This is a genomic window from Massilia pseudoviolaceinigra, assembly GCF_030846505.1.
GTDB classification, from domain to species: Bacteria; Pseudomonadota; Gammaproteobacteria; order Burkholderiales; family Burkholderiaceae_D; genus Telluria_A; species Telluria_A violaceinigra.
Genome location: NZ_JAVCWL010000014.1, coordinates 15,858 through 32,920, shown reverse-complemented (window position 1 = coordinate 32,920; position 17,063 = coordinate 15,858). Strand labels below are relative to the sequence as shown.

General features: G+C 59.8%; 30 protein-coding genes. 27 read left to right on the top strand and 3 right to left on the bottom strand.

Annotated features, from left to right (window positions below; translation table 11 throughout):
* The first annotated feature begins 40 nt into the window (after positions 1–40).
* The 5 genes from RBA40_RS15190 to RBA40_RS15170 are packed head-to-tail and all read left to right on the top strand — an operon-like array spanning position 41 to position 2,157.
* On the top strand, positions 41–874 hold the full coding sequence (locus tag RBA40_RS15190; protein ID WP_306648661.1) for a KilA-N domain-containing protein: 834 nt from the start codon (positions 41–43) through the stop codon (positions 872–874).
* Positions 871–1,104: a hypothetical protein gene (locus tag RBA40_RS15185; protein WP_306648660.1), complete on the top strand. Its 234-nt coding sequence runs from the start codon at positions 871–873 to the stop codon at positions 1,102–1,104. Before RBA40_RS15190 ends, RBA40_RS15185 begins: the two co-directional genes overlap by 4 nt.
* Complete coding sequence (locus RBA40_RS15180; RefSeq protein WP_306648659.1) at positions 1,101–1,628, top strand: hypothetical protein; 528 nt, start codon at positions 1,101–1,103, stop codon at positions 1,626–1,628. Before RBA40_RS15185 ends, RBA40_RS15180 begins: the two co-directional genes overlap by 4 nt.
* Positions 1,625–1,978, top strand: a complete 354-nt coding sequence (locus RBA40_RS15175; protein WP_306648658.1) for a DUF4406 domain-containing protein — start codon at positions 1,625–1,627, stop codon at positions 1,976–1,978. The genes RBA40_RS15180 and RBA40_RS15175 overlap by 4 nt, the downstream gene beginning before the upstream one ends.
* Positions 1,975–2,157, top strand: a complete 183-nt coding sequence (locus tag RBA40_RS15170; RefSeq protein WP_306648657.1) for a hypothetical protein — start codon at positions 1,975–1,977, stop codon at positions 2,155–2,157. Before RBA40_RS15175 ends, RBA40_RS15170 begins: the two co-directional genes overlap by 4 nt.
* 203 nt (positions 2,158–2,360) lie before the next feature.
* Here the strand turns inward: RBA40_RS15170 and RBA40_RS15165 are convergent, their stop codons facing one another.
* Entirely contained in the window at positions 2,361–3,071 is a 711-nt protein-coding gene (locus tag RBA40_RS15165; protein WP_306648656.1) for a hypothetical protein, read from the bottom strand.
* Positions 3,072–3,208: 137 nt separating this feature from the next.
* Positions 3,209–3,598 (bottom strand): hypothetical protein, encoded by a 390-nt coding sequence (locus tag RBA40_RS15160; protein WP_306648655.1) that lies wholly within the window; start codon positions 3,596–3,598, stop codon positions 3,209–3,211.
* Positions 3,599–3,819: 221 nt separating this feature from the next.
* Between RBA40_RS15160 and RBA40_RS15155 the strand changes: the two genes are divergently transcribed.
* From RBA40_RS15155 to RBA40_RS15065, 19 genes are all read left to right on the top strand, one after another.
* Positions 3,820–4,002 carry a hypothetical protein gene (locus tag RBA40_RS15155; protein ID WP_306648654.1) on the top strand — a complete coding sequence of 61 codons (183 nt, stop codon included), beginning with the start codon at positions 3,820–3,822 and terminating at the stop codon, positions 4,000–4,002.
* On the top strand, positions 3,999–4,298 hold the full coding sequence (locus RBA40_RS15150; protein WP_306648653.1) for a hypothetical protein: 300 nt from the start codon (positions 3,999–4,001) through the stop codon (positions 4,296–4,298). Before RBA40_RS15155 ends, RBA40_RS15150 begins: the two co-directional genes overlap by 4 nt.
* The gene (locus tag RBA40_RS15145; RefSeq protein ID WP_306648652.1) at positions 4,292–4,585 is read left to right on the top strand and encodes a hypothetical protein; all 294 of its coding nucleotides are present in this window, start codon (positions 4,292–4,294) and stop codon (positions 4,583–4,585) included. Before RBA40_RS15150 ends, RBA40_RS15145 begins: the two co-directional genes overlap by 7 nt.
* Positions 4,582–5,748 carry a phosphoadenosine phosphosulfate reductase domain-containing protein gene (locus RBA40_RS15140; RefSeq protein ID WP_306648651.1) on the top strand — a complete coding sequence of 389 codons (1,167 nt, stop codon included), beginning with the start codon at positions 4,582–4,584 and terminating at the stop codon, positions 5,746–5,748. Before RBA40_RS15145 ends, RBA40_RS15140 begins: the two co-directional genes overlap by 4 nt.
* A complete protein-coding gene (locus RBA40_RS15135) occupies positions 5,745–6,242 on the top strand; it encodes a nuclease domain-containing protein (RefSeq protein ID WP_306648650.1) in 498 nt (165 codons plus the stop codon). Before RBA40_RS15140 ends, RBA40_RS15135 begins: the two co-directional genes overlap by 4 nt.
* A 45-nt stretch (positions 6,243–6,287) precedes the next feature.
* On the top strand, positions 6,288–8,111 hold the full coding sequence (locus tag RBA40_RS33700) for a DNA methyltransferase (RefSeq protein ID WP_306648649.1): 1,824 nt from the start codon (positions 6,288–6,290) through the stop codon (positions 8,109–8,111).
* Positions 8,111–8,554 carry a hypothetical protein gene (locus RBA40_RS15125; protein ID WP_306648648.1) on the top strand — a complete coding sequence of 148 codons (444 nt, stop codon included), beginning with the start codon at positions 8,111–8,113 and terminating at the stop codon, positions 8,552–8,554. The genes RBA40_RS33700 and RBA40_RS15125 overlap by 1 nt, the downstream gene beginning before the upstream one ends.
* A complete protein-coding gene (locus RBA40_RS15120; RefSeq protein WP_306648647.1) occupies positions 8,551–9,015 on the top strand; it encodes an LvrA C-terminal domain-related protein in 465 nt (154 codons plus the stop codon). Before RBA40_RS15125 ends, RBA40_RS15120 begins: the two co-directional genes overlap by 4 nt.
* Complete coding sequence (locus RBA40_RS15115; protein ID WP_306648646.1) at positions 9,012–9,632, top strand: DUF6475 domain-containing protein; 621 nt, start codon at positions 9,012–9,014, stop codon at positions 9,630–9,632. The genes RBA40_RS15120 and RBA40_RS15115 overlap by 4 nt, the downstream gene beginning before the upstream one ends.
* The gene (locus RBA40_RS15110; RefSeq protein ID WP_267690911.1) at positions 9,629–9,877 is read left to right on the top strand and encodes a hypothetical protein; all 249 of its coding nucleotides are present in this window, start codon (positions 9,629–9,631) and stop codon (positions 9,875–9,877) included. The genes RBA40_RS15115 and RBA40_RS15110 overlap by 4 nt, the downstream gene beginning before the upstream one ends.
* Entirely contained in the window at positions 9,874–10,329 is a 456-nt protein-coding gene (locus RBA40_RS15105) for a dATP/dGTP diphosphohydrolase domain-containing protein (protein WP_306648645.1), read from the top strand. Before RBA40_RS15110 ends, RBA40_RS15105 begins: the two co-directional genes overlap by 4 nt.
* Entirely contained in the window at positions 10,326–10,808 is a 483-nt protein-coding gene (locus RBA40_RS15100) for a hypothetical protein (protein ID WP_306648644.1), read from the top strand. The genes RBA40_RS15105 and RBA40_RS15100 overlap by 4 nt, the downstream gene beginning before the upstream one ends.
* Entirely contained in the window at positions 10,808–11,236 is a 429-nt protein-coding gene (locus RBA40_RS15095; RefSeq protein WP_306648643.1) for a hypothetical protein, read from the top strand. The genes RBA40_RS15100 and RBA40_RS15095 overlap by 1 nt, the downstream gene beginning before the upstream one ends.
* Positions 11,233–11,373, top strand: a complete 141-nt coding sequence (locus RBA40_RS15090; protein ID WP_306648642.1) for a hypothetical protein — start codon at positions 11,233–11,235, stop codon at positions 11,371–11,373. The genes RBA40_RS15095 and RBA40_RS15090 overlap by 4 nt, the downstream gene beginning before the upstream one ends.
* 308 nt (positions 11,374–11,681) lie before the next feature.
* Entirely contained in the window at positions 11,682–12,224 is a 543-nt protein-coding gene (locus RBA40_RS15085) for a dUTP diphosphatase (RefSeq protein ID WP_306648641.1), read from the top strand.
* 28 nt (positions 12,225–12,252) lie between these two features.
* Positions 12,253–12,810 (top strand): hypothetical protein, encoded by a 558-nt coding sequence (locus tag RBA40_RS15080; RefSeq protein ID WP_306648640.1) that lies wholly within the window; start codon positions 12,253–12,255, stop codon positions 12,808–12,810.
* Between the two features lie 386 nt (positions 12,811–13,196).
* Positions 13,197–13,355, top strand: a complete 159-nt coding sequence (locus RBA40_RS15075) for a hypothetical protein (RefSeq protein WP_306648639.1) — start codon at positions 13,197–13,199, stop codon at positions 13,353–13,355.
* 537 nt (positions 13,356–13,892) lie between these two features.
* The gene (locus RBA40_RS15070; RefSeq protein ID WP_306648638.1) at positions 13,893–14,090 is read left to right on the top strand and encodes a hypothetical protein; all 198 of its coding nucleotides are present in this window, start codon (positions 13,893–13,895) and stop codon (positions 14,088–14,090) included.
* Positions 14,087–14,386 (top strand): hypothetical protein, encoded by a 300-nt coding sequence (locus RBA40_RS15065; protein ID WP_306648637.1) that lies wholly within the window; start codon positions 14,087–14,089, stop codon positions 14,384–14,386. The genes RBA40_RS15070 and RBA40_RS15065 overlap by 4 nt, the downstream gene beginning before the upstream one ends.
* Positions 14,387–14,532: 146 nt before the next feature.
* On the opposite strand, the gene RBA40_RS15060 is transcribed toward RBA40_RS15065, so the two are convergent.
* A complete protein-coding gene (locus RBA40_RS15060; RefSeq protein ID WP_306648636.1) occupies positions 14,533–14,808 on the bottom strand; it encodes a hypothetical protein in 276 nt (91 codons plus the stop codon).
* Positions 14,809–14,871: 63 nt separating this feature from the next.
* On the opposite strand from RBA40_RS15060, the gene RBA40_RS15055 reads away from it, so the two are divergent.
* The 3 genes from RBA40_RS15055 to RBA40_RS15045 are packed head-to-tail and all read left to right on the top strand — an operon-like array spanning position 14,872 to position 17,063.
* Complete coding sequence (locus RBA40_RS15055) at positions 14,872–15,420, top strand: helix-turn-helix domain-containing protein (RefSeq protein ID WP_306648635.1); 549 nt, start codon at positions 14,872–14,874, stop codon at positions 15,418–15,420.
* A complete protein-coding gene (locus RBA40_RS15050; protein WP_306648634.1) occupies positions 15,401–16,687 on the top strand; it encodes a terminase large subunit domain-containing protein in 1,287 nt (428 codons plus the stop codon). The genes RBA40_RS15055 and RBA40_RS15050 overlap by 20 nt, the downstream gene beginning before the upstream one ends.
* A 13-nt stretch (positions 16,688–16,700) precedes the next feature.
* On the top strand, positions 16,701–17,063 hold the full coding sequence (locus RBA40_RS15045) for a hypothetical protein (protein WP_306648633.1): 363 nt from the start codon (positions 16,701–16,703) through the stop codon (positions 17,061–17,063).

Here is a 17,063-nt window from a genome sequence, read left to right as displayed (position 1 = left end):
TGCGAGGAGCGCAGGAAGGTGATGCGCGAAGTAGTCGGAAATGAAAAAGCCCGCGTTCGAGGCGGGCTTAGTGAAACTAAAAATCTCAACCAGGAGAAATTCGATGTCCATAGTACCACAGCATAGCATCACCGTCGCCGGGGTCGTTGTTGCGCAAGATCAGGCGGGGCGGTTTTCACTCAACGATTTTCACCGCGCAGCCGGCGAAGAAAAGCGTCACGGGCCATCGTACTGGATGGATACCCAGGGTGCGAAACAGTTGGTCGCTGAATTGGCGATCGAAGCGGGCGATACCGACATTCCGGTATCGGTTATTCGGGGCGGCCCGACCCAGGGAACATACGTTTGCAGGGAGTTGGTCTATGCATACGCGATGTGGATCAGCGCGAAGTTTCACCTGGTGGTCATCCGCACGTTCGATGCCGTGGCAAGCGGCCAACTCCCGCGGCCTGTCGCGCCAATAGCGAAACAAAGCGCGCTGTCCCCGGCCAAGGAATTCCGCGCGCTGTTCGGCATCGCACGCTTGATCGGCCTGGACAAGAACGCCGCAGCGATCAGTGCCAACCAGGGCACGACAACGATCACCGGCACGAACATGCTCGCGCTGATCGGCCAGACGCATCTGGTCAACGAGCAGCAAGAAATTTGCTTCACACCTACCGAGCTCGGTTCGCGCTTGTGCATGAGCGCCAAGGCATTCAACCGCCGGCTGTCAGAGCGCGGCATGCAGCAACTGATCAACGAGCGCTGGGTGCCGACCGACCAGGGCATGCAGTACGCCGTCATCCTCGACACCGGTAAGAAGCACGGCAGCGGCACGCCGGTGCAGCAGGTCAAGTGGCGCGATTCCGTCATGAGCGAGGTGACAGCATGACTGGCCGGCCAAACCATAGCGCGAGCGCGCCACTCGTCGCGCCTGCTTTGCGAGTTGCGCAGAACGGGCCGCGCGCCGCGGTCCTGATCGCCGAATGGCGTCACCTGGAAAAGCTGGTCACCGGCACGGCGCCGGGGGTAACTAAGGAAGCGCTCATCAAGCAGCGCGATGCGGCGCTCAACGCCGTTCGCGAAGTCGCTGACTCCTACCTGGCGAAGGGGCACCCATGACCAAGCCGAAAAACGCCGTCAGCCGGCCGTCGCACAGCGAGAACATGAAGCGCCTCATCGCCGTGCTGCGGAACGGGCAGTTGAACCGGTACCAGGCTGCGGAAATGATGCAAGTTTCGCCGGAGAACGCAGGTAAATATCTGTGCGAACTGAAACGTGAGGGCATTATTGCCTTCACCCCTGACGACGGTTTGAGCCGGGGAGGGTACAAGCGCATTTCGTACGTACTGATAGCAAATGAGCAGACCGTCCGGTCGTATCTCGCCAGCCTCGACGCCCCTGTGCCCGCAGCTGTGCGCCAAGCACGCTTGATCGCCGAACGGGTTCGTCGGGAGGCGCGTGCCGTGACGCCGCCAGTCCAAATCGCGAAAGTCGATCCGCTCGCGCTGCCACCGAACTTCTTCAAGCCATCGGCCTCACCCGCCGCACCCGCGGACCGCCTCGAGCGTGCGCCGGCCAAGCCGACCGGCTTCGCTGCCCTGGCAACCATCCGTTTTCAGCTGGATAGCGAGGTGTGCGCATGAAAAATCGCTTTTATCTCGCCGGCCCGATGAGCGGACTGCCCGACCTCAACTTTCCTGCTTTCCACGCCGAAGCAGCCCGCCTGCGCGCCCTGGGGTACGACGTGGTCAATCCTGCGGAGATCAATGCCGATCCGGCCGCAGGCTGGAACGCATGCATGCGTGCAGACATCGCTCAGTTGGTGACCTGCGACGGCATCGCTCTGCTGTCTGGCTGGCAGGCCAGCCGAGGCGCGCGCATCGAGCACAACCTTGCGCATTCGCTGAACATGACCGTGATCGAGGCGCAAGCGCTCAAGACACCGTTGCGCGCAAAGGCGGCCGTGCAGGCCACCGATTGGGCGGCAGCATGATCGCCGCCACCAACCAAATTGGTTTCGTCGTTGAGCGCCACGACGGCCCGGTCGTCGGCTGGGCCGCTATAACCGACCCGCTCGATACGCGCACGGAGGCCAAAGAGCGGCGCGATGCCCTGGAACGCACGCCTGGCGCCGAGTACCGCATCTATCCAGCACTGAAAGAGAACACATGAAAGCCATCGACTTATTTGCAGGAGCAGGCGGCTTCAGCACTGGCGCACGCATGGCCGGCACTGATGGCCGGCTTGCTTGCCAAGGCAGTGACACTCATTTTGCCTGGGGGGGAGGTGGGACTCTCGCTGGTGTGCTTGATGGAATCACCTCAGTCTTGACCGATCTGGTCGCGGGAGGTGGTGGGGGTGGTGGCGGTGGCGGTCTACTTGCCATTCGGATTCCTCGGTGGTGGTGGGGGAGGTGGCGCGTCAGGTCGCCGATCATCCCGCACGTAGCGTGTCGGCGGCGGGGGGGGAGGCGGTGGGGGAGGGCGAGTCACAGCAGTTCCTTTCAATGGATGGGAAACAATAACAATTTCTGTTGGCTTGGTGTGATTCCCTTTATCGAGCTCACCCAAAAAATAGCATGTGAACGCAAAAAAACCAGAGATGGCAGAAAAAATAAAGTATTTGATCGTCATGTGATATCCAAACGATCGGGTTTCGTTTATGAAACTATTCGTTGCCGCACATTCGGCATATTTCTCCCGAATAGCTTTGTGCAGAGCTTCGCATATAAGGGACTCCCGCTGACGGCGAGGCTGACAGCTGTAGAGGGTGATGCACTGAGTGTGGTAATTGTCCCATGTCGTTGCGGCCGGGATTACGGCGTATTCATGTCCCCAAGCCGACTTCTTGCAGTATGCCCCACTTACGAAAAGAAGCAGCGCCGATATCAAGAAGCTAGCTTGAAAGCCGCTCGACCAAAGGCTCTCAATCTCCCGATCCAGATTTTGCGCCATGAAGCCCAGCATGCCGATTGTGGATACCAACAATGCAAGCGGGATCTGAAGGCGGCTCGTCATTTGCTCCCGCGCCTCCATTTCGTGGAAGTACAGTCTCTCGTAGAAATCGAAACGTGCTTGTCGGTGCATGTGCGCTTGCGAGGATTTCCTCGCCTAAAGAATCAAATAGTCGTTATTGTAAAATTGCCAAAAGGAATCATAACACGCGTGGGTTGTCGCTTACCCAATCGCTTGCAAGCAGCAGATCGTCGGGAGGGCAGCATGACCTACCAGCCAGAGCCAAGCAGCCCAAGCAACAGCCCGGGGAAGAATAGTGCCTTGAAAAATGATCCGCGCAAGTGCGTGTCGAGCCTTTCTGTCACGTCCCATGTGTCCTCTGGCGTGGCGAGCGCGAACCAAGTGGACCAGGCACCCATAACGGCGCCAGTGCATGCCATCAATTTCGCCGGATCGATTGGGCGATCAAAGCCGATGCGCCCTAATGCAAAGGCAGCGGCCGCAGAAAGGATAGTTCCGCCGGCGGTCCAGGCAAAAGCGCCAAAGGCTGCAACGCGAAACTTGGCCTGGTGCCCAGTATTGCCCGGGCCTGCGATGGTTGCATACCAACGCTCGCTTAGCAATATTGCGGCCAAATCCCTGGGAGTGGTCCATGCCATGTCGAAATCTTTCGAAAAAGGAATCCTACCATGTCACTAGGCCACGCAGCTAACGACCGCTACCGCGCGGCGACGCAGCAGATTATCCCGGTCAGCGCATCGAAGCGCATGACGTGCTCGTGCTGCAAGAACCACAAGAGCATCGGCCAGTTTCCTGTGGGTTCTGACGTGTGCGTGAAGTGCAGTCCACAGCCCGCGGGCTGGCGTCGAGGAGGTATCTGATGGACATCACCGCAATATCGATCGCAATCCAGATGGAGGGCAAGACCTATTTCGTCGCGCTGCCACACCAGCGCTTCATGCTGCTGATGAAGATGGCTGAGGGCCTGTCAGACAGCGGCCGGCTACCGGTCGTCGCAGCGCCGGCGAGCTACCAATTTATGCCTGTGGAGGAAATGCAATGAAACGACTGTACAAGGTACGGATGATCACCTATTCGGTGGTGGTCGCGGACGATGCCGACCAGGCGGACCGGATCGCGACGGAATACGGGTCCGAGTTGACTGAGGACGTAACGCCATCGGACACCTGTGTCGTAGGGGAAGTTACGGACGCTGGCGATTTGCCGCGCGGGTGGGACGTGCAGGATACGCCGTATGGCGATAACAGTGACGAGTGGACCGTAGGCGCAATCCTAGACGCGCTGCCCGTGGCGGATACCAAGACCATCGACATGTTCGCCGAGGTGGCGCCATGCTGACTTTCAGACCGGGCGAGGTCGCAATCATGTGCAACGCAAGGTTGCGGCCGGAAATGAACGGCATGGCATGCACCATTACCCAGCCGCTGGGTGAATACTTCGTGTCTGGTCTCGGCTACCGGTTTCATCGAGGGTACGAGGTGCGGACGGCCGATGGAGGAACCTATTTCCAGTTTCCGCATCAGCTGCGCAAGAAGCGCCCGCCAGGGGCCGAAGACGCAGGCGCGCGTCAGGCAATGCTGGACTGCATTGAGCGGACGAAGCGGCCGATAGGGTTGGAAACATGAGCATCGTGCACGCCATTTCCGTGCGCGAGGGAAGCGCAGGCATGCAACATCTGGTAGCGCCGGCGCCGCCGTGCAGCGGGGTTCCAAGTAAGGGTATTTTCCATATAATTTCCTGCTCGACCGGTAAGGATAGTGTGGCGACCTTGCTCGTGGCGAAAAGCCGATTCGGCACGGCCCGCGTGCGCGGCATCCTCTGCGATACGGGGAACGAGCATGAGTATATTTTCGAGCATCGACTGTACCTGGAACGCGCCACCGGCGTGCAGATCGATATTTTGACTGCAAAATTTGATGAGGAAATAGCAGGCAAGCGGCTGTTTATTGCCCGTGACGTGCGCACACGCCGGGAGTACGCGACCGAGCCAGTCTTCGACGCAGCCGGCGCCGCGGTGCTCAAGCGCGACGGACGGGGGCGCATCGTACTCAATAAAAAGGGACTTGCAGTTCAGAAAACCATAAAGGTCGGCGGTGGCAAGCGCGTGCGCTGGACGAACAAAGCAAAACGTCGCGCCCTTGCGGTCCTGCAACCTAGCGGCAACCCCTTTCTCGATCTGTGCATGTGGAAGGGCAGATTCCCGAGCCGGAAGGCGCAGTTCTGCACCGAACACCTCAAGCGGAACATGGCTGTCGAGTATCAAATGAACCTGATTGAGCAGGGGCATACGGTCGTGAGTTGGCAGGGCGTTCGCCACGACGAGTCCTTGAACCGACGTGACGCGAAGCAATTCGAGCGTGTCGACCGCGGCTTCTACATCTATCGGCCTCTAGTCGATTGGAATGTTGCCGAGGTATTTGAAATTGCGCGCGTCAGCAACATAGCCCCCAACCCTCTCTACAAATGCGGAATGGGACGAGTCGGCTGCATGCCGTGTATCAACGCTTCAAAGGACGAAATCCATCAGATCGGTGTTCGCTTCCCTGAGCACATCGCAAAGGTGGCTGAATGGGAGCGGCTGGTCGGCCTGGCGTCGAAACGTAATGCGGCGACGTTCATGCACAAGTCCAGCGGCAAGGGCCTGAACAATCAGCAGATCGTTGAGGCGTCGAACATTCACGCTGTTGTCGAGTGGGCGAAAACCACGCGCGGCGGGAAGCAGTTCTCATTGCTTACCGTGCTTGACGAGCCGACCGCCTGCGCTTCCTCATACGGGCTTTGCGAATGATGCGCCGCTCGCAACTGAAACAAGGCTCCGGCCTGAAGCGCACGGCGTTCAAGCAGAAGGCGCCGTCAACCAGCACCGGGATCCTGCGCGTCGCCGCGGCGGAGCGGAAGGTGCCGGCGCGGAAGGCTGCGATGAAGAAAAGCCGCCCGAAGATGACGCCAATCCGCAAGTCAGCCAACGGCGAGGCGTGCACCCTTCGGTTCCCGTGCTGCTGCGGCGACCCGGCGACGACGGTCTGGGCGCATTCGAACAGCCACAAGGACGGCAAGGGCATGGGCATCAAGGCCCGCGACGAGGAGGGGTGCTACGCCTGCCTGACGTGCCACAGCTGGCTGGATGGCGGTTACGCCGGCAGCATGCCGCGTGCAATGGTTGACCGTTACTTCCACCTGGCCCGCCACGAAAGCCAGGGAATATTACGGGCCAAGGGCCTGATGAAAAGCGAGAGCGCCGTGGTTGCAGCCCCGGCACCCTCTGATCAAAACAATACTTAGGGGCACTATCTTGACTAAAACGAATGTTAGCACGCGGGTGAAATCATGAAGCCCTACACCATTATTCACGGCGACTGCATCAGCGAGATGAGCAAGCTGCCGGCCAACAGCGTGGACTCGATCGTCTGCGATCCGCCGTACGGGCTCAGCGAGCATGGCACGCCTGACATCATCGCGTGCATGACGGCATGGATGGCCGGCGTTCCCTACCTGCACAAGAAGGCTGGCTTTATGGGTAATACCTGGGACAGCTTTGTGCCGGGCCCTGAAGTCTGGCGCGAGTGTATACGTGTCCTGAAGCCAGGCGGCTACATGCTGGTGTTTGCAAGCACTCGTACCGATGACCTGATGAGCATGGCGTGCCGCTTGGCCGGCTTCCGCAAACATCCTTTCTTGGCTTGGATATTCGGGAGCGGATTCCCGAAAGCCGCGAACCTGGGCAAGGCGTTCGATAAAGAAGCCGGCGCTAAGCGCGAGGTGATCAGCACCGGCGCGGCAGTCAAGCGCATGATCCCTGGGGCAGATCAGAACGACACCGGCTCTTGGATCCCGGACAATGGCCGCGAGTACGTGCCGACGGTGACCGCGCCGACGACCAACGACGCCAAACAGTGGGATGGCTGGGCCTATGGGCTGCAAGCACTCAAGCCTGCAATGGAGCCGATACTCATGTTCCAAAAACCGCACGTCGGTCGGATGACAGATAACGTCCGCAAGTTCGGTACCGGCGCGATCAACATCGATGCGTGCCGGGTACCAACAGATGACAACTTGAATGGAGGTGCCTACGCCGAGGATGGCGGCAGGACGTCGCTTGACGGTGATGAGCGTGTCGGCGCTGCTCAGGGCATGTTCCAGGCGGGGAAAACTGCCGTCGCTGCATTTGTCCAGCCAGAAGGGCGTTGGCCGGCCAACATCATCCACGACGGCAGCGACGAGGTGGTGGCGGCGTTCCCTGAGTCGAGCGTCACCGGCAAGCGTACGCCCGACAGCAAGGCTGCAATAGTTCGAGGCACGACCTGGCTGGCAGATAACCACCAGTCGACTGAATACGCCGACAGCGGCAGCGCCGCGCGCTTCTTCTACTGCGCCAAAGCAAGTAAGTCAGACCGAAACAGCGGGCTTGACGGTTTTGTAGAGGTCGTAATCGAGTGGAATGATTCGACTACAGGAGAAATTAAATGGGGAGTAGAGGCCCGGCAAGCAAGGCTTTGGGTGGCTACGGAACAATCAGTGCCAAGGGTTACCGCCGTATTTGGTGCAAAAAACAGCAGCGCTACCGAATGGAACACGATGTTGTCTGGGAAAAGCACAACGGGCCAATCCCCCCTGGGTTCGATGTCCACCACCGCGACGAGAAAAAGCTACACAACGCCTTCGAAAATCTTGAGCTTCTTTCAAAATTGCATCACAAACGGGAACACAGTGGGTGCGAATTACGAGACGGCGTCTGGTGGAAGCCCTGTAGAAAATGCGGGGTCGTACAGTGCATCGATGCTTACTACAAACGAGTGGATGGCGTCAGCTCTCGGTGCAAGTCGTGCAGTGTGGCCGATGCGGTTGAAGCTAAGCGCAAGCGTCGGTCAATCAAGCCACCCAACAGTTAAGCCGACGGACCTGATGGCCTACCTGTGCCGCCTGGTCACGCCGCCCGGCGGTGTCGTGCTCGACCCGTTCATGGGTAGCGGCAGCACCGGCAAGGCCTGCATGCGCGAGGGATTCGAGTTCATCGGCATCGACATGACTGCGGAGTACCTGCCGATCGCACAGGCGCGCATTGAGCACGAACTCGCAAAGGTCACAGCTGCAGCAGAGCTGGCCGCCATCCCTGCGCCACAGCTGGATATGTTTGCTGGGGAGGTCGCATAATGCCCGCCCCAACTAACGGTCGCCCGCGCGCGGCAAACAAGCGCCCGGATTCACGGCGCGCAGCGTCGATCGCTTTGATCCTTGGATCGCTGCCTGGAACAAAGACGCAGCTTGTTGAGCGCACCGGTATCTGCCGGGATGTCGTCTACTCGGCGGTGAATCAGCTGCACTCAGAGCCAGGTCGACAGATTCGCATTTGCAAGTGGTTGCCGCATCCGCTGGGCGGGCCGTCGATGGCGGTCTACGAAGTCGGTACAGAGCCGGATGCGAAGGACACGCTTCGCCGCCTTACCAAAGCGCAGATCAGCGCGCGCTACTACGCCAACTTGAAGAAGACCGATCGCTACGATCAGATGAAGGCGAAGTGGCGCAGCAAGCATTGGGAAAAGAAGGCCGCAAAAGCGCCTAATACCTGGCTGAACATTCTTGGAGGTGCTGCATGAATCCGACTTATGAGGAATTGCGGCTGCTCGCGAGCCAGGCAGCGACTGTAGAGGTTGACGCTGGACGGCTGGAGGAAATGCTAGATGAGATCGAAAGATTGCGCGCCGTGGCGAATTTGAAGCCAGCAAAGCGCAACGACTATCCGCCCGAGTTTGAGGAGGCGTGGGCAGCTTATCCAGTCGAGCGGCAGGGTACAAAACGTTCGGCATTCAAAGCTTGGGGCGCGAATATCAAGCGCGGTGTCGAGCCGGCCGAGATCCTCCTAGGCCTGCACAGGTATCTGGCGCACGCCCATGCCATCGGTACCGAGACGAAGTATTTGAAGCTCGCTGCGACGTTCTTTGGCCCTGACGAGCACTTTGCGGCGAACTACGTGATGCCGAGCGCGAAGCAATCGAATCTCGGTAAGGCCGGGCAGGCGACGGCACGCGCCGCGCAAGAGTGGATGGACGGGAAATGACTGAAACGCCAGAGGAAAAAAAGCGCTTCGCCTCGCTAATCGTCGGGATATCCGACTACTACCGGCGCGAAATTTCGAAAATGGCCATCCAGATTTACTGGGAGGGCCTGCGCCAGTTCGACTACGAGTCAATCGAGCGCGCCATGTGGCAACACACGCAGTCGACGGACGAGGCGGGCAAGTGGATGCCGCAGATATCGGACTTGAAAATCATGATGCATGGCCGGACGCATGACCAGGCCGCACTGGCGTGGTCCAAGGTCAACATGGCCGTGCGCCAGGTAGGCCCGATCGTCGATGTCGTATTTGACGATGCGTTGGTCCATCGCGTAATCGCCGACATGGGCGGTTGGGCAGCGCTGGGCTTGAAGGAGGAGAAGGAGTGGCCTTTCATCGCCAAGGAATTCGAGAACCGGTACCGCGGCTACAAGATGAGCGACCAGAAGCCGGAATACCCCAAAACCCTGATCGGAATGGCGAATGCTCACAACGGGGCATCGGGGCTAGCAATCCAAGGCCCGCGACTGGTGGGCAACCGCGAACTGTGCTTGCAGGTGCTGAGGGGCCAAGCGCTCGGCCTGGGCAACGCAACAAGACAACTGGAAGGGCCGCAATGACTTGGCTTATCGCATTTTGCGCGGCATTTGTATTTATTTTTCTGAAAGCGTTTCAGCAGTTGAACGTGATGCACAAGCAATACCTGCTCGTGCTGCCCACGTCGATGCTGATGGCGGCGTGCGAGGTCTATGTCATCGCGACGACCGCGCGCAACGGTTACGGCTGGATCGTCCTGGCGATCGGCCTGGGCTCAGGACTCGGCGCGATGGCGTCAATGTGGCTTCACTCAAGGATAACGAAATGAACAATCTCGACAAATACAAGCAGCCGCTCAAACCATCCAACCCCAAGGATGCGCTCGGCGTCAAGAAAGCGCCGCTCTCCGTGGTGCCCATGTGCGTCGTCGCAGAAATCGGCGTGGCTATGCTCGAGGGCGCCAGCAAGTACGGCCGGCACAACTATCGCGTGGTTGGCGTCCGCGCAGGCGTCTATTTCGACGCCACGATGCGCCACCTGATCGACTGGTGGGAGGGTGAAGACATAGACCCAGAAAGCGGCATGTCGCACATCACGAAGGCGCTGTCGTCGCTTGCGGTGCTGCGCGACGCCCAGATGCAGGGCATGTGCACCGATGACCGGCCGCCGCGCTCCAAGCCGTTCTATCCGGCGCTGAACTCGGCCGCCGCCGCCATCGTCGACCGGCACGCAGACAAGTCGCCGCGGCACTACACCATCGCCGACGAGGTGGACCAGTGACCAGCATCCTTGCAATCGATCCGGGAACCGAACAGTCCGGTTGGTGCGTCTTCGATGGTGAGGCAGTAGCCGCCTGCGGGGTCATGCCGAACGCTGAGATGCTGGATTACCTGCAGCGCGCGCACTTCCGGATCAATGGCCACCGCCTCGCCCTTGAAATGATCGCCAGCTACGGCATGGCGGTCGGGCGCGAGGTCTTCGAGACGTGCGTCTGGATTGGCCGGTTCAAACAGGCATGGCACGCGCCGGACCGGGTTGAACTCGTCTACCGCAAGGACGTGAAGATGCACCTCTGCGGCACGCCGCGCGCGAAAGACCCCAACGTCCGCCAGGCGCTGCTCGACATGTTTCCGGCGACCGGAGGAGGCAAGACCCCGCAAGTAGGCACCAAGGGCCAGCCAGGGCCGCTGTATGGCGTTTCCTCGCATGCCTGGGCCGCGCTGGCGGTTGCGGTAACTGCGACGGGCCGGAGGGCGTGATGAGCAAGCCGAAACCGAAGCGCACGAAGTCCTACCATCCCAAGCCGTGCGTGAAGCCGCTAGGGATGCGCAAGGCCCTGATGATGGAAATGCCGGGCTATGTCGCCTCCTTGGCGCTTGGCATGCCGCACTTCTGCGAGCGGCACGTCTATGACCTGTTGAGCAATGCCGACTTGACGCGCCGGATAGCGCCGGAAGGACATTCGATCCTGCCGATCGCGCACGCCATGGTCCTGGCCATCGCCGAGATCCAGCATCGCGCGCAGGAGACGGGCAAAACAGAATGCACTGCGGACGAGTTGAGCGTACTTCGCGAAGGCGTCGGCCGAACGATGGACTATCTGCGAGCGGTGCCGAATGTCGAGATATCGCGCGCGGCGGCAGCTGCCCTGGCCGAGTTCGATCGCCTTGGGTGCTTGCGGGTATGAGCGAATACACACCGATCAGCACCCGGGCCGAGCTTGAGCTGGTCGACATGGACGAATGCGTGGCTGGTTACCTGGCTGGCCTGCGCGGCGAGCCTGAGCCAGGCAGCGACAAAAGCAAGTCGCACTGGCACGGCTGACGTAACGGAATGATGGACACGAAGCGCATGCCGTTCGATGAGGCCTGGTATGCGCTGGTCAGCGAAGGCGTCCGGATGCGGCACACGAATTAAACGGGGAGCCGCGCACCGATCTGCGTGGCGTGTAAGGAGATAGGTATGTGTTTGATATTTCATAAATGGACTGCTTGGAGCGATGTATTTGGCGTCTTTAAAGGAGACCCGTATCAGGTCCGGTACTGCTTGCATTGTCGCGTCGTCAAAAAGCGCCACATCAAAGGCTAAATCCGGCCAGCCGCGCCCGGATGCGCGCGGCACTTGAAAGGAAGATGATGAAATTGAAAGTGATGAAGTTGCACCCGGACGCGATCCTGCCGACCTGCGCAACCGATGGTGCGAGCTGCTTCGACTTGTATGCCCTCGATGGTGATGACTTCAAGCCGCACCCGCGCGATCAACACGCTGCCATATTCCGCACCGGCTTGGCGTTCGAGATCCCGTCTGGGTGGATCATGGAGATCCACAGCCGAAGCGGACAGGGCCTCAACGATGCCATTCGTTTATCGAACTGCACAGGCCAGATCGACTCGGACTACCGCGGCGAGGTGATGGTTGCGCTGCGCTTCGACGGCGATGACGATGCCCGATGCCCCAAGGTCCGGACGGGCGACCGGATCGCGCAAGCGAAGCTGGTAGCGTCGCCGCGTGTCGAATTCGACCTGGTCGACGAGCTGGGCGAGACGGCGCGGGGAGGTGGGGGGATTCGGCAGCACAGGCGCATAAAGCGGCTCGTCCGAGTCAAGCGATTTGGGTGTTTCGACGAAGAAAAATATTTCCCATTGGACTCTTGTGAATTTGCACCGATATGGTAAGGTGGGAAGGTCTTCTTGTGGGGAAACTATGGGATTTGCTGAAAAACACCTTCAATCGCTCGGCTCATCCAATCTCATGGATGACTGCTTTCACCACCAAACCGACGCACTTCAGGCTGCCGCACGTGCTGATAAGTCCGCGCGCAACATCGGTTCGTTGCTGTCGCGGGTCAAATACGCGGATGGCACGTTGGGCAAGAAGTTCGAGGGGAATGCTCAGAACCTGGCTGCCTTGCTGCGCGAATGGCTCGCCATCGTGACGGAGAAGGGCGCCGCGCGGCGCTGGGTCAAGCCCGAGGATATTGCCATCGCTCCGATCACGTTTCGGCGCGTGGCTAACGCTTCCCTGGCCCACTTCTTGGACGGCAAGTGCGTCCAGTGCCACGGCACCGGTGTCGCCGAGAGCAAGCGCGCCTGCATTCCATGCAAGGGATCGGGCAAGATCGAATTGACGGGCCTGAGCGGCTACGAGGCCAAGCTGGTGCTCGACATGGTGTCGGAGTTGGGCGCCATCGAATCGACGCACGCAGCGATCGCCAGCACGCTGTTGCGTAAGCACGACCTGGCGGCAGAAGAAATTGCATGAACTGTGTATACAAACAGTAGTTTCGTGTAGAATTGCAGTTCTCGACGTACAGTAAATTTCTCTCAGGCTTGTGCCAGACGCGAAAGCGACAACGACCCCTGAGATTTCATATAGTGCAAGCCTACCGATGGTTTCGCTCGCACAGAAATTTACGCAGTACAGTCGTTCGTAGTACCCCGCAGATAGCGGGGACGAACCCGGAAAGCCGCCCAGTGCGGCTTTTTTGCTTTCCGCTCCCAGCGAGGCAGACATGACCACCGTTCAAACGAAGCGCAGCCCCTTCCTCATGCGGCTGTGGCGTGGCGCAGCTATTCTGGGTGGCGTGGCGCGTTCGGGCGTCGAGAGTCGTTCCGTGGTGCATGGGGACTTACAGACTGGCGGCTGCCATGACGCAGACCACTCGCCCCTCGAAAGAATTAGTTCGCGCGTACTTGAGTGCGCCCGAACGCAAGGAAAGTCCGCCGCAGACGCTTGAGGAAATCAAGCGCGTGCTCGGATGGCACATGATCCCCGAGAACGGGGCATTGCCGGAGGTGCCGGACTAAGCACTATCCCGGGCATCGAAGCCCTCGCAAGAGGCCAGCCGGACGGCAAATCCTCCGGCTGCAGTAGTACGGGCAAATTAGGCCGCCAGATGCGACCCGTCATCGACCAGGCCGACCAACGTCGAAGTTTATATGCAGGAAACAGTCGAACGTCCGCCTGACAGCGGCGCTGCCCCAGAACGCGCCCCGCATGGGTTGTTGCGTTCTACGACGCCGGACGCTGTAACCGGCACCAACACGCATGATGACTGACAGGGTGCCAGCCCTGACCCGGTGCCCGCGCCGCTTCAGCCGTCATCCGTGTTGGTGAATGCGCAGTGATGTGCGCTGTCAGTTAGCAATAGCGAGCCAGACGTTGAACTGGCGCCGAGACTGTCCAATACCGAGGCTGGCTGCATGGGTTGGGCGAGAGTCGGAGCGCGAACATTGAGCCGGGGTCATCGCCGGCCACCAGCTCCCATCTCCCTCGGGCGCTTCCCAGCGCCTTTCGCCGCCAGGTGCACACGCGCTGCGGCTCTTCTTATTCAAGGCACCGCAATGATTCCCCGCCACTGGTACAGCCTGATCGTCCGCGCCGTAGAGGCCAAGGACGAGACCACGATCAATTCCCTTGCGCAGCACCTGTCCGAGTGCGCGAAGGCCAATGCGATCCTGCACGCCAAGGGATACGGCACAGTGGGGCAGGGCATTGCAGCAGTCGCGGCCCAGGTGCCGCACATGATGGGACGAGAATGAACGGCACCGAGAACCCCGGCGCGCTTCCCTGGGTCGACATGACGTCGGCAGCCATCGACAAACCCGTCGCGATCAGCCAGACGAAGCGGGCGGTTAGCGATATCGCCAGGATGCGCCGCGACATCGAGCGGCGCCTGGAGACGGTTATCAGCGCCGAGATCGCCTCGTTCATCGACGCGACGGGCATGACGGTCGACGGGATCACCGTGAACCTGCTGAAGCCGGGCTCGATCGAAGCGACGCGCCAGCTCGGCCGCATCCAGTCGGTCGTGCTCGACATCTCGGTGCGCCGGTAACGATCATCGCTCCGCCATGCATCAGGCGGCCTGCCAGCGCGCTCCAGCGGCAGGGGGCAGGAAAGCGGGCGCAGTCCCCGACGAACAAAAGTCATGAGGCTCCTACCGCTGTGTATCGCGGTCCCGGTGTGGCGCGGGCGGGGATGCTATTTATTGGCGAGGCGTGCATAGAGCTCCACGCCGTCCGGGTTCTTTAATTGCCGGCAAAGCTCGCCGTAGTCGACACAATAGTTTCGCCTGCCACCAGGTGAGCGTAGAGAGAAATTCATATCGCCGTACTTGTCCAAGTGGGCAGTACCGCCATTGATCCGAATCTCTTCGTCGAGCTTGGCCGCCAGAAGCTCGTGACGTTCTTCGCTTGAGAACGTGTGGGTAAATCCGAAGTGCATCTCTTTCTGTTGTAGCGATACCAAGTAGTCCATGTGCTCCCCCGTTGTTTGTCGTTCCAATCGGCCTATAGTTATTAATATTATCAGAGGGCAAGAATGGGCCGCAAATCATCGCTTACAGAGAAGCAGTGGGCGGAGATCGGTCAACGTCTCCTCAAGGGGGAAGCAGGCCGGGTCCTCGCCCGGGAGTATGGGGTATCCGAAGCGGCGATCAGAAAACGCTTTGGTGCGCAGACGAAACAAATAAAAGACGTTGCAAATCAATTGGTTGCAGCAGAGACAGCTTTTGGTGCGCTGCCGATTGGTGCGCAGATAAGTGCGCGCACTTTGGCCGACGAACTCAAGCAAATTTCCATGCACCTGGCTGGCGCCGCACGGTATGGCGCTGCTACCGCGCACAGACTAGCCGGCATCGCCCACGCCAAGGTGGAAGAGATCGACGACGCCAAGCCGTTGGACGACAAGAGCCGCATTGTCCTGGGTGACATCGCCGTGCTGACCAAGATGGCGAATGGCGCCGCCGAGATCGGCATGGAGCTGATGAAGGCCACCAAGGACGTGAAGCCGGACGACGATAAGCCGACACCGGTTGCCATCACGTTCGGCGTGAAAGACGCCAAGCGCTATGACGACAATCCAGCTTGACCTGAACGTTCCGCAGGCCGCTTTCCTCCAACTCCCCCACAAATTCAAGGCGTATGTCGCCGGTTTCGGCTCGGGCAAGACGTACGTGGGCTGCGCTGGCATCTGCATGCACTTCTGGCAGTGGCCTGGCATTGACCAGGGTTATTTCGCTCCGACCTTTCCGCAAATCCGCGACATCTTCTATCCCACGATGGAAGAGGTGGCCTTCGCGATGGGCCTCCGCATCAGGGTGAAGCAGGGCGACCACGAGGTCGAGGTGTACGAAGGCCGCAAGTACCGTGGCACCGTTCTCTGCCGCTCGATGGAGAAGCCGGAAACCATCGTCGGGTTCAAGATCGGCCATGCGCTGATCGACGAGCTGGACGTCATGCCGATGAAGAAGGCGCAGCTGGCCTGGCGCAAGATCATTGCCCGGATGCGCTACAACATCCCTGGCTTAAAGAACGGTATTGACGTCACGACGACGCCCGAGGGCTTCAAGTTCGTCTACCAGCAGTTCGTGAAGGCGATCCGGGACAAGCCTGAGCTGGCCAGCCTGTACGGCCTGATCCAGGCGAGCACATTTGACAACGAGCTGAACCTTCCGGCCGACTACATCCCGTCGCTCCTGGCCAGCTACCCGCCCGCGCTTATCGATGCATACCTGCGCGGCAAGTTCACCAACCTGACCAGCGGCAGCGTGTACGCCGACTTCGACCGCCTGCTGAACCGCACGAACGCGATCATCCTGCCAGGCGAGCCGCTACAGATCGGCCTCGACTTCAACGTCCAGAACATGACCGCCTGCATCAACGTGGTGCGCGATGGCCTGCCGCTAACCCTGGCCGAGCGCGTGCAGGTGCGTGACACGCCGGCAATGGCAAAGATCCTGAAGGAAGACTTCAAGGACAAGGGCCACCAGATCAAGATCTACCCGGATGCCTCCGGGCAGAACACCAGCAGCAAGAACGCCAGCGAATCGGACCTTTCAATTCTGAAAACGGCCGGCTTCCAGCTGGAGGTGAACCACTCCAACCCTGCGGTCCGCGACCGGGTCAACGCCTACAACGCGATGATCCTGAACGCTCAGGGCGAGCGCCAATGGAAGATCAACACCGATCTGTGCCCGACGACAACCGAGGCGTTGGAACAGCAGGTATGGGGAGCTGATGGCACGCCGGATAAGAAATCCGGGCACGACCACCCGAATGACGCGAATGGCTACTTCATCGTGAAGCGGTACCCGATCGTGAAGCGAATCGCTACAACGTCGCCGCTGCGAATGTAACAACAAGGAATCTATGAAATTTCGTAAAAAGCCAGTTGTCATTGACGCTACTCAGTGGTTCAAGAATGGCGACCATCCGCTGGACTACGCTAAGGCAGTCGATGGATTTGAGGGCGGCGAGATGCGCAGCTTCAGCGGCCAGCACTGCCGCGAAAATAGCTGGGAAGGTCAGATCGTCGGCTACTTTCGCCATCCGGAGGTGCCCGGCGAAACTGCGTGCAAGCATTGTGGCCAGACTATGCATGTTCACGGCTGGATCGACACGCTTGAAGGCGGGCATATCGTCTGCCCTAGTGATTGGATCATCACCGGCGTGGTCGGCGAGCGCTATCCGTGCAAGCCCGATATTTTTGCAGCAACCTACGAGCCAGCTTAA

Bases quoted from the DNA above. Each gene is read 5' to 3' on its own strand.
- RBA40_RS15080 (WP_306648640.1), top strand. From the start codon at position 12,253: ATGGGATTTGCTGAAAAACACCTTCAATCGCTCGGCTCATCCAATCTC.
- RBA40_RS15135 (WP_306648650.1), top strand. From the start codon at position 5,745: ATGATGCGCCGCTCGCAACTGAAACAAGGCTCCGGCCTGAAGCGCACG.
- RBA40_RS15075 (WP_306648639.1), top strand. From the start codon at position 13,197: ATGACGCAGACCACTCGCCCCTCGAAAGAATTAGTTCGCGCGTACTTG.
- RBA40_RS15115 (WP_306648646.1), top strand. From the start codon at position 9,012: ATGACTGAAACGCCAGAGGAAAAAAAGCGCTTCGCCTCGCTAATCGTC.
- RBA40_RS15120 (WP_306648647.1), top strand. From the start codon at position 8,551: ATGAATCCGACTTATGAGGAATTGCGGCTGCTCGCGAGCCAGGCAGCG.
- RBA40_RS15055 (WP_306648635.1), top strand. From the start codon at position 14,872: ATGGGCCGCAAATCATCGCTTACAGAGAAGCAGTGGGCGGAGATCGGT.
- RBA40_RS15065 (WP_306648637.1), top strand. From the start codon at position 14,087: ATGAACGGCACCGAGAACCCCGGCGCGCTTCCCTGGGTCGACATGACG.
- RBA40_RS15160 (WP_306648655.1), bottom strand. From the start codon at position 3,598: ATGGCATGGACCACTCCCAGGGATTTGGCCGCAATATTGCTAAGCGAG.
- RBA40_RS15110 (WP_267690911.1), top strand. From the start codon at position 9,629: ATGACTTGGCTTATCGCATTTTGCGCGGCATTTGTATTTATTTTTCTG.
- RBA40_RS15170 (WP_306648657.1), top strand. From the start codon at position 1,975: ATGATCGCCGCCACCAACCAAATTGGTTTCGTCGTTGAGCGCCACGAC.
- RBA40_RS15090 (WP_306648642.1), top strand. From the start codon at position 11,233: ATGAGCGAATACACACCGATCAGCACCCGGGCCGAGCTTGAGCTGGTC.
- RBA40_RS15105 (WP_306648645.1), top strand. From the start codon at position 9,874: ATGAACAATCTCGACAAATACAAGCAGCCGCTCAAACCATCCAACCCC.
- RBA40_RS15175 (WP_306648658.1), top strand. From the start codon at position 1,625: ATGAAAAATCGCTTTTATCTCGCCGGCCCGATGAGCGGACTGCCCGAC.
- RBA40_RS15095 (WP_306648643.1), top strand. From the start codon at position 10,808: ATGAGCAAGCCGAAACCGAAGCGCACGAAGTCCTACCATCCCAAGCCG.
- RBA40_RS33700 (WP_306648649.1), top strand. From the start codon at position 6,288: ATGAAGCCCTACACCATTATTCACGGCGACTGCATCAGCGAGATGAGC.
- RBA40_RS15180 (WP_306648659.1), top strand. From the start codon at position 1,101: ATGACCAAGCCGAAAAACGCCGTCAGCCGGCCGTCGCACAGCGAGAAC.
- RBA40_RS15050 (WP_306648634.1), top strand. From the start codon at position 15,401: ATGACGACAATCCAGCTTGACCTGAACGTTCCGCAGGCCGCTTTCCTC.
- RBA40_RS15145 (WP_306648652.1), top strand. From the start codon at position 4,292: ATGCTGACTTTCAGACCGGGCGAGGTCGCAATCATGTGCAACGCAAGG.
- RBA40_RS15070 (WP_306648638.1), top strand. From the start codon at position 13,893: ATGATTCCCCGCCACTGGTACAGCCTGATCGTCCGCGCCGTAGAGGCC.
- RBA40_RS15060 (WP_306648636.1), bottom strand. From the start codon at position 14,808: ATGGACTACTTGGTATCGCTACAACAGAAAGAGATGCACTTCGGATTT.
- RBA40_RS15190 (WP_306648661.1), top strand. From the start codon at position 41: ATGAAAAAGCCCGCGTTCGAGGCGGGCTTAGTGAAACTAAAAATCTCA.
- RBA40_RS15150 (WP_306648653.1), top strand. From the start codon at position 3,999: ATGAAACGACTGTACAAGGTACGGATGATCACCTATTCGGTGGTGGTC.
- RBA40_RS15185 (WP_306648660.1), top strand. From the start codon at position 871: ATGACTGGCCGGCCAAACCATAGCGCGAGCGCGCCACTCGTCGCGCCT.
- RBA40_RS15165 (WP_306648656.1), bottom strand. From the start codon at position 3,071: ATGCACCGACAAGCACGTTTCGATTTCTACGAGAGACTGTACTTCCAC.
- RBA40_RS15085 (WP_306648641.1), top strand. From the start codon at position 11,682: ATGATGAAATTGAAAGTGATGAAGTTGCACCCGGACGCGATCCTGCCG.
- RBA40_RS15045 (WP_306648633.1), top strand. From the start codon at position 16,701: ATGAAATTTCGTAAAAAGCCAGTTGTCATTGACGCTACTCAGTGGTTC.
- RBA40_RS15125 (WP_306648648.1), top strand. From the start codon at position 8,111: ATGCCCGCCCCAACTAACGGTCGCCCGCGCGCGGCAAACAAGCGCCCG.
- RBA40_RS15140 (WP_306648651.1), top strand. From the start codon at position 4,582: ATGAGCATCGTGCACGCCATTTCCGTGCGCGAGGGAAGCGCAGGCATG.
- RBA40_RS15155 (WP_306648654.1), top strand. From the start codon at position 3,820: ATGGACATCACCGCAATATCGATCGCAATCCAGATGGAGGGCAAGACC.